This is a genomic window from Variovorax jilinensis (assembly GCF_030316885.1).
GTDB classification, from domain to species: domain Bacteria; phylum Pseudomonadota; class Gammaproteobacteria; order Burkholderiales; family Burkholderiaceae_C; genus Variovorax; species Variovorax jilinensis.
Genome location: NZ_JASZYQ010000003.1, coordinates 618710 through 632765 on the forward strand (window position 1 = coordinate 618710; position 14056 = coordinate 632765).

Sequence of the window (14056 nt, forward strand, 5' to 3'; positions counted from 1 at the left end):
TCCCGCCTTGCCGGCGCCGTTGATTGCTTTTATGCGTAGAGCGGGTTGATCTTCTCGGCGTCGATGCCGTACTTCTTGATCGCGTCTGCCACCTTCTGCGCCGGCAGCACGCCGTCCTCGGCCAGCGCCTTGAGCGCCGCCACGACGATGTAGTGGCGATTGATCTCGAAATGCTCGCGCAGCTTGGCGCGGAAATCGCTGCGGCCGAAGCCGTCGGTGCCGAGCACCTTGTAGTTGCGGCCCTTCGGGATGAAGGGACGGATCTGCTCGGCGTAGGCCTTCATGTAGTCGGTCGAAGCGACCACCGGGCCGCTGCTTGCGCCCAGCTGCTGGGACACGAAGGGCACGCGCGGCGTATCGGTCGGGTGCAGCAGGTTCCAGCGGTCGGCCTCCTGGCCGTCGCGCGTGAGCTCGTTGAAGCTGGGGCAGCTCCAGACCGAGGCGCTCACGCCCCAGTCCTTCTCGAGCAGCGCCTGGGCCTCGAAGCTCTCGCGCAGGATGGTGCCGCTGCCGAGCAGCTGCACGGTGGGCGCCTTGGCCTTGAGCGCCGGGCCCTGCTTGGCCAGGTACATGCCCTTGATGATCTGTTCCTCGGTGCCGGGCTGCAGGCCGGGCATCGGGTAGTTCTCGTTGAGCAGCGTGATGTAGTAGTAGACGTTGTCCTGGCGCTCGACCATCCGCTTCAGGCCGTGGTGCAGGATCACGCCGACCTCGTGCGAGAAGGTCGGGTCGTAGCTCACGCAGTTGGGAATGGTGTTGGCCAGGATGTGGCTGTGGCCGTCCTCGTGCTGCAGGCCTTCGCCGTTCAGCGTGGTGCGCCCGGAGGTGCCGCCGAGCAGGAAGCCGCGTGCCTGCATGTCGCCCGCCGCCCAGGCCAGATCGCCGATGCGCTGGAAGCCGAACATCGAGTAGTACACGTAGAACGGCACCATGATGCGGTTGTTGGTGCTGTAGGAGGTGGCCGCCGCGATCCAGCTCGACATGCCGCCGGCCTCGTTGATGCCTTCCTGCAGGATCTGGCCGGCCTTGTCCTCGCGGTAGTACATGACCTGGTCCTTGTCGACCGGCGTGTACTGCTGCCCCGCGGGGTTGTAGATGCCGATCTGGCGGAACAGGCCTTCCATGCCGAAGGTGCGCGCCTCGTCGACCAGGATCGGAACCACGCGCGGGCCCAGTGCCTGGTCGCGCAGCAGCTGCGTGAGAAAGCGCACGTAGGCCTGGGTGGTCGAGATCTCGCGTCCCTCGGCGGTCGGCTCGAGCACCGCCTTGAAGGTCTCGAGCGCCGGCACCGTGAAGCTCTCGTCGGCCTTGACGCGGCGATGCGGCAGGTAGCCGCCGAGGGCCTTGCGGCGCTCGTGCAGATACTTCATCTCGGGCGTGTCGTCGGCCGGCTTGTAGAACGGGAGGTCGGCGATCTGGCTGTCCGGAATCGGGATGTTGAAGCGGTCGCGGAAGGCGCGGATGTCGTCGTCGCCGAGCTTCTTGGTCTGGTGGACCGTGTTCTTGCCTTCACCGATCTTGCCCATGCCGAAGCCCTTGACGGTCTTCACGAGCAGCACCGTGGGCTGGCCCTTGTGCTTGACAGCGGCATCGAACGCGGCATAGACCTTCTGCGAGTCGTGGCCACCACGGCGCAGGTTCCAGATCTCGTCGTCGCTCATCTTGGCAACCATCTCGAGCGTGCGCGGATCGCGGCCGAAGAAGTGCTTGCGCACGTAGGCGCCGTCGTTGGCCTTGAACGACTGGTAATCGCCGTCATTGGTCTCCATCATGATCTTGCGCAGCGCACCGTCCTTGTCGCGCGCGAGCAGCGGATCCCAGCTGCTGCCCCAGATCAGCTTGATGACGTTCCAGCCGGAGCCGCGGAATTCGCCTTCGAGCTCCTGGATGATCTTGCCGTTGCCCCGCACCGGGCCGTCGAGGCGTTGCAGGTTGCAGTTGATCACGAACACCAGGTTGTCGAGGTTCTCGCGCGCCGCCAGGCTGATCGCGCCCAGCGATTCGACCTCGTCCATCTCGCCGTCGCCGCAGAAGACCCAGACCTTGCGGTTCTCGGTGTTGGCAATGCCGCGCGCATGCAGGTACTTGAGGAACCGCGCCTGGTAGATCGCCATCAGGGGGCCCAGGCCCATCGATACGGTCGGGAACTGCCAGAACTCGGGCATCAGCTTCGGATGCGGGTAGCTCGACAGGCCCTTGCCGTCGACTTCCTGGCGGAAGTTGAGCAGCTGCTCTTCGGTCAGGCGGCCCTCGAGATACGCGCGGGCATAGATGCCGGGCGAGACGTGGCCCTGGATGTAGAGGCAGTCGCCGCCGTGGTTCTCGCTCTCCGCGTGCCAGAAGTGGTTGAAGCCGGCGCCGAACATGCTGGCGAGCGACGCGAAGGAACCGATGTGGCCGCCGAGGTCGCCGCCTTCGGGCGGATGGTGGCGGTTGGCCTTGACCACCATCGCCATCGCGTTCCAGCGCATGTAGGAACGCAGGCGCTCCTCGATCTCGGCATTGCCCGGAGAACGCTCTTCCTGGTTGGTCTCGATGGTGTTGACGTAGGCCGTGTTGGCCGAGAACGGCTTGTCGATGCTGTTCTGGCGGGCATGTTCGAGCAATTGCTCGAGCAGGAAGTGGGCACGCTCCGGCCCCTCGCTCTCGATGACCGCCGACAGGGCGTCCATCCATTCACGCGTTTCCTGCGCGTCCAGGTCGTTCGCGGCGGCGCCGAACTGGTTCTCGGGAATTGCCGACATGCTTGTCTCCTTTTTTGAGGCGTTGTGGCAGTAATTTAGTGCCGGAAGTGGCAGCGCGCGGCAGTTTCTCACAGAATTCTGCCGATTTCAAATCGTGCTTGTTGATTTCTCTATATGAAATTCAAATGAAACCGGTTTGATCCCGCAGGCGGGGGAGTCATCGCGTCGCACCCGGCCCTGAGGCGGCACGGGGCACGTGTGCCTCCCTTCGCCCGGGCCCGTTCACCTAAACTTCGAGGATGCCCCTTTCCTCCCCGATCGCCGTTGCCCGCAACGCCGCGTCGCCGCTGTCCTGGCTGCGCCGCTGGTGGCGGCGCCAGACGCCGATGCTGCAGGATGCCGTCGCCATGCTGGCTCCGCTGGCGGCCGTGATGCTGTTCCTGGCGGCGATCGTCTCGGCCTTCTGGTACCTGCGCGCCGAGGAAGTGGAGCGCGTCCAGGAATCGGTCAAGCGCGACGTCGAATACGCCCAGCAGCGCGTGCGGCTGCGCCTGCTCGAGCGCCAGGAGCAGCTCATGCGCCTGGCGCGCGACGCCTCCAACCGGGAGATCGACGGCGCCGAGTTCAGCAGCCGCGCCGAATCGCTGGTGAGCCAGTTCCCCGAGCTGCAGTCGGTCAGCTGGATCGACGACCGCCGCCGCTTCAAGGCGAGCTATGCAGCGCCGAGCGTGCATCCGGCGCAGCAGCACGCGGTCGGCGAGGTGCTGCGGCCCGGCGAGATCGAGAGCAACTACGCGCTGGCGCGCGAGCTGCGCCAGCCGGTGTTCTCGCAGCCGCTGGCCGGTGGCGATCCGCCGCCGATGCTCCAGCTCTACATCCCGCTGTTCGACCAGGGCCTGTTCGCGGGCATGCTGCTCGGCGAATTCTCGATCGACGGCCTGCTGCGCTACGGCATGCCGTCCGAGGTCTCGGCGCGCTACGCGGTCTCGCTGCTCGATGCCAAGGGCGGACTGATCGCGGGCAACACCGTCGCCAGCCCGCGCACCCCGGCCAACCGGCTGCAGCCCTGGACCGCGCGAACCAACGAATACGAGGTGCCGGTGTCGCCCGTCGGCAATGCGCTGGTGCTGCGGGCCCAGGCCTACCGCACGTCGCAGGGCGTGGTCGGCAACGGACTGTTCTGGCTGGTCGGCGCGCTCAGCGTGCTCACGAGCTGGATGCTGATCGGCACTTGGCGCCACACGCGCCGGCGCCTGCAGGCGCAGCAGGCCCTGGTGGCCGAGACCAATTTCCGCCGCGCGATGGAGAACTCCATGCTCACCGGCATGCGGGTGCTCGACCTCGAAGGCCGCATCACCTACGTCAACGCGGCCTTCTGCGCCATGACCGGCTGGAGCGAGAACGAACTCGTCGGCCAGACGCCGCCCTTCCCCTACTGGCTCGAGTCCGACCGCGAGGTCATGAACGAGCGGCTCGAGGAGGAACTGCACGGCCGCGCCCTGCCCGGCGGCTTCCAGGTGCGCGTCAAGCGCCGCAACGGCAGCGTCTTCAACGCGCGCCTGTACGTCTCGCCCCTGATCGACGCCCGCGGCCACCAGACCGGCTGGATGACCTCGATGACGGACATCACCGAGCCGACGCGCATCCGCGAGCAGCTGTCCGCTTCGTACGAGCGCTTCACCACCGTGCTCGAGGCGCTCGATGCCTCGGTGTCGGTGGCCCCGCTCGGCAGCGAGGAGCTGCTGTTCGCCAACAAGCTCTACCGGCTCTGGTTCGGCTCGGACACGGTCGGCCATCTCGGCATGGTGGCGCAGGCCGGCGTGCCGGCCACCCAGGCGCGCGACGAGGAGCTCGACGACGTCGACTCCTTCGCCGGCCTGCCGATCGACCAGCTGACGACGGCCCAGCCGGCCAACAACGAGATCTTCGTGCCCGAGCTCGGCAAGTGGCTCGAGGTGCGCTCGCGCTATCTCACCTGGGTCGACGGCCGGCTCGCGCAGCTGGTGATCGCGACCGACATCACGCCGCGGCGCGATGCCGAGGATCTGGCGGCGGCCCAGGCCGACCGGGCCCATGCCGCCAGCCGGCTGATCACGATGGGCGAGATGGCGTCGAGCGTGGCACACGAGCTCAACCAGCCGCTGACCGCGATCACCAACTACTGCAACGGCATGGTCTCGCGCATCAAGGGCCAGAACATCGACACCGAAGCGCTGCTCTCTGCGCTCGAGAAGACCTCCAAGCAGGCGCAGCGCGCGGGCCAGATCATCCAGCGCATCCGCTCCTTCGTGAAGCGCAGCGAGCCGAACCGCACGCCGGCCGAGGTCTCGACCATGGTCGGCGAGGCGGTCGAGCTGGCCGGCATCGAGCTGCGGCGCCGCAACGTGCGGCTCAACCACTACGTGGCGGCGCGGCTGCCGGTGCTGCGGGTCGACCCGATCCTCATCGAGCAGGTGATGGTCAACCTGCTCAAGAACGCGGCCGAGTCGATCGACCTCGCCAACCGCCCGCTGGCGCGTCGGAGCGTCGAGCTGCGCGTGCTGCCCAAGCTGATCGACGGCCAGCCGGCGGTCGAGTTCTCGGTGCAGGACACCGGCATGGGCCTGGCGCCCGAAGTCATGGACCGGCTCTATGAAGCCTTCTTCTCGACCAAGCCCGAAGGCATGGGAATCGGGCTCAACCTGTGCCGCACCATCGTCGAGTCGCACCGGGGCCGGATGCAGGCGGAGAACATCTACAATGGCCCCGATATCGTCGGCTGCCGTTTCTCCTTCTGGATACCGGTGTTGGACGCTATTGATTCCATAGCAAGCAACGAGGCGAAAGTACCTGCATGAGTTTGATTCCCAAGAAGGGCACGGTCTACGTCGTCGACGACGACGAAGCGGTCCGCGATTCGTTGCAATGGCTGCTCGAAGGCAAGGACTACCGCGTCCGCTGCTTCGATTCGGCCGAGTCCTTCCTGTCGCGCTACGACCCGCGCGAGGTGGCCTGCCTGATCGTCGACATCCGCATGGGCGGCATGTCCGGCATCGAACTGCAGGACCGCCTGATCGAGCGCCGCTCGCCGCTGCCGATCGTGGTCATCACGGGCCACGGCGACGTGCCGATGGCGGTCGACTCGATGAAGAAGGGCGCGATGGATTTCATCCAGAAGCCCTTCAACGACGAAGCCCTCGTGACCCTGGTCGAGCGCATGCTCGAACACGCGCGCGGCGCCTTCGCCCAGCACCAGCAGTCGGCCAGCCGCGACGCGCTGCTGTCCAAGCTCACGGGCCGCGAGGCCCAGGTGCTCGAGCGAATCGTCGCCGGCCGCCTCAACAAGCAGATCGCCGACGACCTCGGCATCAGCATCAAGACGGTGGAGGCGCACCGCGCCAACATCATGGAAAAGCTCAACGCCAACACCGTGGCCGACCTGCTCAAGATCGCACTCGGACAGGCAGCGGCGGCAGCCAAGGCCTGATTGCCGGCCCTGCGGCTTCGCACCGGCCAGATTCAATCCACGCCTGCTGCCAAGCGGGCGTTTCCATTTCTGAAGATCCAAAACCCATGACAGCTCAACTGATAGACGGCAATGCGCTCTCCGCCCGGCTGCGCGCCGACGTCGCCTCGCGCGCCGCAGCGCTGAAGGCGCGCGGCGTGGTGCCGGGCCTGGCCGTGGTGCTGGTCGGCGAGAACCCGGCCAGCCAGGTCTACGTGCGCAACAAGGTCAAGGCCTGCAACGACAACGGACTGCATTCGGTGCTCGAGAAGCATCCGGCCGAGCTCAGCGAGGCCGCGCTGCTGGCGCGCGTCGAGGCGCTCAACGCCGATCCCGCCATCCACGGCATCCTGGTGCAGCTGCCGCTGCCGGCTCACATCGACGCCCAGAAGGTGATCGAGGCGATCGCGCCGGCCAAGGACGTCGACGGCTTCCACGTCGCCAGCGCCGGCGCCCTGATGACCGGCTCGTCGGGCTTCTGGCCCTGCACGCCCTACGGCTGCATGAAGATGCTCGAGTCGATCGGCTACGACCTGCGCGGCAAGCACGCGGTGGTCATCGGCCGCAGCAACATCGTCGGCAAGCCGATGGCGCTGATGCTGCTGGCCAAGAACGCCACGGTCACGATCTGCCACAGCGCCACGCCCGACCTCGGCGCCTTCACGCGCCAGGCCGACGTGGTGGTGGCCGCGGTCGGCAAGCGCAATGTGCTCACGGCCGACATGGTCAAGCCCGGCGCGGTGGTGATCGACGTCGGAATGAACCGCAACGACGAGGGCAAGCTCTGCGGCGACGTCGATTTCGCCGGCGTGCGAGAGGTCGCGGGCTGGATCACGCCGGTGCCCGGCGGCGTCGGCCCGATGACCATCACGATGCTGCTGGTCAACACCCTCGAGGCCGCCGAACGCGCGGCCGCCGCCAGCGCCACTTGAACTCGCGCTCCTTGTCCGCCATCTGAACCAGACCATGACCAATCCGCTCCTCGACTTCAACGACCTCCCGCTGTTCGACCAGATCAAGCCGGAGCATGTCGCGCCCGCGGTCGACGCCCTGCTGGCCGGTGCCGAAACCGCGCTGCAGCAGGTCACTGCGCCCGAATTCCCGGCCGACTGGACCGCAATCGCCCGGGTGCTGGACGTGGCCTCCGAGCGCTTCAGTCGCGCCTGGGGCGCGGTCGGCCACCTCAATGCCGTGGCGGACACACCCGAACTGCGCGCCGCCTACAACGAGGCCATGCCGCGCGTGACGGCCTTCTGGACCCGCCTGGGCTCCGACGAGCGGCTCTATGCCAAGTACAAGGCAATCGACCCCGCGGTGCTCAACCCCGAACAGCGCCAGGCACACCGCAATGCGATCCGCAACTTCGTGCTCGGTGGCGCCGAACTGCAGGGCGCGGCCAAGGCCCGCTTCGCCGAGATCCAGGAGCGCCAGGCCGAACTGAGCCAGAAGTTCAGCGAGAACGCGCTCGACGCCACCGACGCGTTTGCCTGGTTCGCGGTGCGCGATGACCTCGACGGCGTGCCGGAAGACGTCATCGGTGCCGCCCGCGCAGCCGCCGAGGCCGAGGGCAAGGAAGGCTACAAGCTCACGCTCAAGATGCCCTGCTACCTGCCGGTGATGCAGTTCGCCAGGAGCAGCGCGCTGCGCGAGCGGCTCTACCGCGCCTACGTCACGCGCGCCAGCGAGTTCGGCGATCCGGCCTTCGACAACACGGGCCTGATCCGCGAGATCCTCGCGCTGCGCCAGGAAGAGGCCAAGCTGCTCGGCTACCCCAACTTCGGCGAGCTCTCGATCGTGCCGAAGATGGCCGAATCGGCCGACCAGGTCATCAAGTTCCTGCGCGACCTCGCGTCCAAGGCCAGGCCCTACGGCCAGCGCGACCTGGCCGACCTGCGCGCCTTCGCGGCCGAGCACCTGGGCCTGGCCGATCCGCAGCCCTGGGACTGGACCTACGTCGGCGAGAAGCTCAAGGAAGCACGCTACGCCTTCAGCGAGCAGGAGGTGAAGCAGTACTTCACGGCACCCAAGGTGATGGCCGGCCTGTTCAAGATCGTCGAGACCCTGTTCGAGGTGCAGATCCGCCGCGACAGCGCGCCCGTGTGGCATCCGAGCGTCGAGTTCTACCGCATCGAGCGCGCCGGCCAGAAGGTCGGCCAGTTCTACCTCGACCCCTCGGCGCGCGCGGCCAAGCGAGGCGGCGCCTGGATGGACGACGTGCGTGCGCGCTGGCTGCGCCCCGACACCGGCACGCTGCAGACGCCGATCGCGCAACTGGTCTGCAACTTCGCCGACGGCGTCGATGGCAAGCCGCCGCTGCTCACGCACGACGATGTGACGACGCTGTTCCACGAATTCGGCCACGGGCTGCATCACATGCTCACGCGCGTCGACGAGCGCGATGTCTCGGGCATCAGCGGCGTCGAATGGGACGCGGTCGAGCTGCCGAGCCAGTTCATGGAGAACTTCTGCTGGGAGTGGGACGTGCTGGCCCACATGACCTCGCATGTCGACACCGGCGCGCCGCTGCCGCGCCCGCTGTTCGACAAGATGACCGCGGCCAAGAACTTCCAGAGCGGCCTGCAGACGCTGCGCCAGATCGAGTTCTCGCTGTTCGACATGCTGCTGCACACCGGCTACGACGCCGCCACGGCAGCGCCCCACGAGGTCATGGCCCTGCTCGCCAAGGTGCGCGAAGAGGTCGCCGTGATGCCCTCCCCGGCCTTCAGCCGCACGCCGAACACCTTCAGCCACATCTTCTCCGGCGGCTATGCGGCCGGCTACTACAGCTACAAGTGGGCCGAGGTGCTGAGCGCCGACGCCTACGCAGCCTTCGAGGAAACGGCAGGCGCCAACGGCGAGCCGAGCGTCGAGACCGGCCGCAAGTACCGCGAGGCCATCCTCGAGGCCGGCGGCAGCCGCAGCGCGATGGAGTCCTTCAAGGCCTTCCGCGGCCGCGAACCGGAGCTCGATGCCTTGCTGAGGCACCAGGGCATGTCGGAGGCGCAGCCGGCCTGAGCAGGTGCCGAGGCGCGACTTTCGCCGGCACCTTGAGTGATACTCCGCTGCATCCGATCTCTGGAAATCCAACGATGAAGCTGCACTCCGCCCTTCCGGTCCTCACCCTGCTGCTGGTCGCCGGGTCGGCGCTCGCGCAGCCGGTCTATCGCAACGTCGACAAGACCGGCAAGGTCACCTTCTCGGACCAGCCACCGAGCGCCAACGCACCGGCTGCACCGGCGCGCGATGCCGGCGGCGGCAGCACGGGGGTGGGCGGCGCCGCACTGCCTTTCGAACTGCGGCAGGTGGTGCAGCGCTATCCGGTGACGATCTACACCGGCGACGAGTGCGGCCCGTGCAACGCCGGCCGCTCTCTGCTGATCACGCGCGGCGTGCCCTTCGACGAACGCAGTGTCAAGACCGACGCCGACGTCGCGGCGCTGGAACGCCTGAGCAGCCAGAAATCGGTGCCGATGCTCAAGATCGGCAGCCACCAGATCAGCGGCTTCTCGGACGCCGAATGGTCGCAATACCTCGATGCCGCCGGCTATCCCAAGAGCACGCAGCTGCCGCCCGGCTATCGCAACGGGCCGGCCCAGCCGCTGGTGGCGCTGCAGCCTGCGGCAGCGGCCTCACCCGCGGCCGCTGCGCCTTCGGCGCCGGCGCCGGCCGCCGACGTGCCGCCTCCCAGCGGGCCGACGCCGAGCAATCCCGCAGGCATCAAGTTCTAGGCCCTGCCGATCGCAGCGCCCCCCGCGCGCGGTTCAGTCGAAGTTCATCGTCCGCACGCCCGACGAGGTCGCGAGCAGGCAGACATTCGCGCGCTGGTGCGCGAAGACGCCCACCGTGACCACGCCGGGCCACTGGTTGACCTCGTTCTCGAAGTCGAGCGGATCGGTGATGCGCAGGCCGGTCACGTCGACGATGTGCTGGCCGTTGTCCGTCACCAGCGGCAGGCCGTCCTTCTCGCGCACCTGCGCCAGGCCGCCAAGCCGCGCAAACTGGCGCATGACGCGCCGCGCTGCCATCGGCACCACCTCGACCGGCAGCGGGAAGGCGCCCAGGGTGTTGACGAGCTTGGAGGCATCGGCGATGCAGACGAAGCGCCGCGACTGCGCCGCGACGATCTTCTCGCGCGTGAGCGCCGCGCCACCGCCCTTGATCATGTAGCCCCGGCCGTCGATCTCGTCGGCACCGTCGATGTAGACCGCCAGCTCGTCGACCGCATTGCTGTCGAAGACCTCGATGCCGGCCGCGCGCAGCCGTTCGGTGGATGCCACCGAGCTCGATACGGCACCGCGGATGCGCGCCTTGACGCCGGCCAGCGCCTCGATGAACTTGTTCACCGTCGAACCGGTGCCGACGCCGATGATCTCGCCGTCCACGATGTAGTCGAGCGCAGCGCGGCCGACCTGGGCCTTGAGTTCGTCCTGGGTGAAGGCGGCAGCGGGAGCGGGGGAAGTCATCGGGGAGAATCCTGGGCTGATTAGAAGTCTGAAGTCGAGAATTATCCGATGCTCCTGCCGCTGCCCTCCTCCCTCTACGGGCTTGCCCGCACGTTCCTGTTCGGCGTCGACGCCGAACGCGCCCACGAGCTGACCCTCGACGCCCTCGCGCGGACCCAGAACACACCGCTGGCCTGCGCCTATGCCGCGCCGCGCGTGGCCGACCGCTCCACCATCGCCGGCCTCTCGTTCCCGAACCGCATCGGCCTGGCCGCCGGGCTCGACAAGAATGCGCGCTGCATCGACGCCTTCGGCGCCATGGGCTTCGGCTTCGTCGAGGTCGGCACCGTCACGCCGAAGCCGCAGCCAGGCAATGCCAAGCCGCGAATCTTCCGGTTGCCGCAGCGCGACGCCCTCATCAATCGCCTGGGCTTCAACAACGAGGGGCTCGACGCCTTCATCGCCAACGTGCAGCGCGCGCGCTTTCGACGCGACACCGGCCGGCCGCCCATGCTGCTGGGCCTCAACATCGGCAAGAACGCAGCGACTCCGATCGAGCGCGCGGTCGACGACTACCTGATCTGCCTCGACGGCGTCTACCCCCACGCCGACTACGTGACGATCAACATCTCGAGCCCCAACACCGCGAACCTGCGCTCGCTGCAGAGCGACGAGGCGCTGGACGCCCTGCTCGGTGCCGTGGCCGACAAGCGCGAGACGCTGGCCGCGCGCCAGGGCAAGCGGGTGCCGCTGTTCGTCAAGATCGCGCCCGACCTCGACCAGGCGCAGGTCGGGGTGATCGCCGCCACGCTGCTGCGCCACCGCATGGACGGCGTCATCGCGACCAACACCACGCTGGCGCGCGAGGCCGTGGCCGGATTGCCGCACGCCGAGGAGGCCGGCGGGCTCTCGGGCGCACCGGTGCGCGAAGCCAGCAACCGCGTGATCGGCCAGCTGCGCGCCGCGCTCGGGCCCGACTATCCGATCATCGGCGTAGGTGGTGTGCTGAGCGCGGCCGACGCCGAGGCCAAGATCGACGCCGGTGCCAACCTGGTCCAGATCTACACCGGCCTGATCTACCGCGGGCCGGCGCTGGTGCGCCAGGCGGCGCAGGCGCTGCGCGACCGCAAGGGCTGAGGCGCGCGAAGGCTGCTTCGGACCGGCGACAGCCCGACCCCGGCCGCCCGGCCGCCCGGCCGCCGGGTTACCGGGGTGGGTCGAGTGTCAGCCGCGCAGGCGCCAGATGATCGGCGCGATGATGGTCGCCCAGCGCGTCACGCGGCGCGGCCCGACGACCGCGATCACGGCGGCAGTCACGACGCCGGTGGCGATCGGGTGCTCGCGCGCGAGCCGCAGGCCGGTGTCGGAGATGCTTTCCTTCGGCAACGGCGCCTCGCCCTCACCGCTGGCCGCAGCCTGCAGCGTGTCGATGCGTTGACGCTGGCGATCGATGCGGGCGATCAGTTCGTCGGTGCCGAGCTGCGCCGGGGTCGGCAGCGGTGCGCCCTCTTCGTCGACGGGACCGAAGCGCGCGCGGAACCAGGCCAGGTCACGCTCGAAGGTCTGGCGAGCCGCCGCGAACCCGGAGGTCTTGTGCAGGGTACCCAGGAGCATCGTCACCGCGACGGCCCACAGGGCGGTCCAGACCAGCGCCAGCACCCAGGCCGCCGTCACGCGGTGCGGCGTGTCCCAGAAATGCACGATGACCGCGACCGAGAGCAGCGCGATCGCCACCGTGGTGAGGCCGACCACGGCAGTGCCGAGGGCCAGCATGCGGCGCAGGCGATGCTTCTCGTCCTCCCAGGCCAGCTTGAGCAGCAGCGCGCGATCTTCGGCCGCGAGCGCGCCTTCTCCGGCGAGGATGCGCACACGGCGCCAGCGGGTCTTGAGCCCGAAGATGGACGACAGCTTCATGCGCCGGCCTCCTGCCGACCACCGGGCTGGGCGTCAGCGACGGCCAAGCAGCAGGCCCACCAGCACGCCCACGGCCAGTGCCGCTCCGGCGATCTGCCACGGCTCGTCGTGCGCATAGGCGTTGGCCGTGCTGGCCGCTTCCTTGGCCTTCTTGGTGGCAATGCGGCTCTTCTCGGCCGCCAGCTCGCGCGCGATCGCGAGCTTGCTGTCGATGCGCTGGCGCAGGGCCTTGATGTGGGGGACGGAGTCGAGGTCCTTGCTGGCGAGCACGCCGCGAACGTCGCTTGCGATGTCTTCCGCCACGGCGTTGGCTGCGGCTTCGAGGTTGGTGGTTGCTGTCATTGAATCGGATCCTCCTCAGTCACTCGCCGGCACCGCGCCGGCGACATTCGATGGTACATGCCTGCGCAGCTCTATGACAGGAGTTCGACGGTCCGTCGAGCAATCGCAAGGCTGCTCGTGAGGCCCGGCGACTCGATGCCGAACAGGTTGACCAGCCCCGCGACGCCATGCGTCTCCGGACCCGCGATCAGGAAATCGGCCGCGGGCTCGCCCGGTCCGGAGACCTTCGGCCGCATGCCCGCATAACCCGGCAGCAGCGCGCCGTCGGGCAGCGCCGGCCAGTACTTGCGCACCTCGGCGTAGAAGGCGTCGCCGCGCGAGGGCTCGACGACGAGGTCGTCGGCCGAATCGACCCACTGGACGTCGGGGCCGAACTTGGCCTGGCCGCCGAGGTCGAGCGTCAGATGCACGCCGAGGCCCGCGGCCTCGGGCACCGGGTAGATCAGGCGCTCGAACGGCGCGCGTCCGGCCAGCGTGAAGTAGCTGCCCTTGGCGTAGCTGGCCTGCGGCACCGAGGCCGCAGGAAGCCCGTCGAAGCGGCGCGCCAGCAGCGGTGCGGCGAGGCCGGCCGAATTCACCACGCTGCGGCAGCGCAGCGCCGTGCCGTCCTCGGAATGCAGGACGATGCCCCCACTGCCGCACTCGGCGCCCGTCACCGCAGACCTGAGCGCGACCACGCCGCCGGCATTCTCGAGGTCGCCCTGAAGGGCCAGCATCAGCGCATGGCTGTCGACGATGCCGGTGCTCGGCGAATGCAGGGCGGCCAGGCATTCGAGCTGCGGCTCCATGGCGAGGGCCTGATCACGCGTCAGCAGCACCAGGTCGTCGACGCCGTTGGCGCGCGCCTTGGCGGCGATGGCTTCGAGCTGGGCCAGCTGCGCCGCACTGGTGGCGACGATCAGCTTGCCGCAGCGCCGATGCGCGACGCCGCGCTCCGCGGCATAGGCATAGAGCAGCGCCTTGCCCTCGACGCACAGGCGCGCCTTCAGCGAACCCGCGGGATAGTAGATGCCGGCATGGATCACCTCGCTGTTGCGCGAGCTGGTGCCGGTGCCGATCGCCCCCTCCGACTCCAGCACGATCACCTCGCGGCCTTGCAGTGCGAGCGCGCGCGCCACTGCCAGCCCGACCACTCCGGCGCCGATGACGGCGCAATCGAATTCTTCCATGGCACAAGCTTATCGTGCCGC

The 14056-nt window shown here is 68.4% G+C and carries 11 protein-coding genes; 6 read left to right on the forward strand and 5 right to left on the reverse strand.

Annotation, left to right across the window (positions count from 1 at the left end; translation table 11 throughout):
- Nucleotides 1-29 precede the first annotated feature (29 nt).
- Nucleotides 30-2744: a pyruvate dehydrogenase (acetyl-transferring), homodimeric type gene (gene aceE, locus QTH87_RS14510; protein ID WP_286609966.1), complete on the reverse strand. Its 2715-nt coding sequence runs from the start codon at nucleotides 2742-2744 to the stop codon at nucleotides 30-32.
- Nucleotides 2745-2983: 239 nt separating this feature from the next.
- On the opposite strand from aceE, the gene QTH87_RS14515 reads away from it, so the two are divergent.
- The 5 genes from QTH87_RS14515 to QTH87_RS14535 all read left to right on the forward strand — a co-directional run bounded on the left by QTH87_RS14515 (nucleotide 2984) and on the right by QTH87_RS14535 (nucleotide 9896).
- Entirely contained in the window at nucleotides 2984-5521 is a 2538-nt protein-coding gene (locus QTH87_RS14515) for a PAS domain-containing sensor histidine kinase (RefSeq protein WP_286609968.1), read from the forward strand.
- The gene (locus QTH87_RS14520) at nucleotides 5518-6150 is read left to right on the forward strand and encodes a response regulator transcription factor (protein ID WP_286609969.1); all 633 of its coding nucleotides are present in this window, start codon (nucleotides 5518-5520) and stop codon (nucleotides 6148-6150) included. The genes QTH87_RS14515 and QTH87_RS14520 overlap by 4 nt, the downstream gene beginning before the upstream one ends.
- A gap of 86 nt (nucleotides 6151-6236) precedes the next feature.
- Complete coding sequence (gene folD / locus QTH87_RS14525) at nucleotides 6237-7100, forward strand: bifunctional methylenetetrahydrofolate dehydrogenase/methenyltetrahydrofolate cyclohydrolase FolD (RefSeq protein WP_286609970.1); 864 nt, start codon at nucleotides 6237-6239, stop codon at nucleotides 7098-7100.
- Between the two features lie 34 nt (nucleotides 7101-7134).
- Complete coding sequence (locus QTH87_RS14530; protein WP_286609972.1) at nucleotides 7135-9183, forward strand: M3 family metallopeptidase; 2049 nt, start codon at nucleotides 7135-7137, stop codon at nucleotides 9181-9183.
- Nucleotides 9184-9257: 74 nt separating this feature from the next.
- Nucleotides 9258-9896 (forward strand): glutaredoxin family protein, encoded by a 639-nt coding sequence (locus tag QTH87_RS14535; protein ID WP_286609974.1) that lies wholly within the window; start codon nucleotides 9258-9260, stop codon nucleotides 9894-9896.
- A gap of 33 nt (nucleotides 9897-9929) precedes the next feature.
- Here the strand turns inward: QTH87_RS14535 and rpiA are convergent, their stop codons facing one another.
- Nucleotides 9930-10631 carry a ribose-5-phosphate isomerase RpiA gene (gene rpiA, locus QTH87_RS14540; RefSeq protein WP_286609976.1) on the reverse strand — a complete coding sequence of 234 codons (702 nt, stop codon included), beginning with the start codon at nucleotides 10629-10631 and terminating at the stop codon, nucleotides 9930-9932.
- Nucleotides 10632-10679: 48 nt separating this feature from the next.
- Between rpiA and QTH87_RS14545 the strand changes: the two genes are divergently transcribed.
- On the forward strand, nucleotides 10680-11747 hold the full coding sequence (locus QTH87_RS14545; RefSeq protein ID WP_286609978.1) for a quinone-dependent dihydroorotate dehydrogenase: 1068 nt from the start codon (nucleotides 10680-10682) through the stop codon (nucleotides 11745-11747).
- Between the two features lie 87 nt (nucleotides 11748-11834).
- Here the strand turns inward: QTH87_RS14545 and QTH87_RS14550 are convergent, their stop codons facing one another.
- From QTH87_RS14550 to QTH87_RS14560, 3 genes are all read right to left on the reverse strand, one after another.
- The gene (locus QTH87_RS14550; protein WP_286609980.1) at nucleotides 11835-12524 is read right to left on the reverse strand and encodes a phage holin family protein; all 690 of its coding nucleotides are present in this window, start codon (nucleotides 12522-12524) and stop codon (nucleotides 11835-11837) included.
- A 33-nt stretch (nucleotides 12525-12557) separates the two neighbouring features.
- On the reverse strand, nucleotides 12558-12866 hold the full coding sequence (locus tag QTH87_RS14555; protein ID WP_286609981.1) for a glycine zipper domain-containing protein: 309 nt from the start codon (nucleotides 12864-12866) through the stop codon (nucleotides 12558-12560).
- A 71-nt stretch (nucleotides 12867-12937) separates the two neighbouring features.
- On the reverse strand, nucleotides 12938-14035 hold the full coding sequence (locus QTH87_RS14560; RefSeq protein WP_286609982.1) for an NAD(P)/FAD-dependent oxidoreductase: 1098 nt from the start codon (nucleotides 14033-14035) through the stop codon (nucleotides 12938-12940).
- Nucleotides 14036-14056 lie beyond the last annotated feature (21 nt).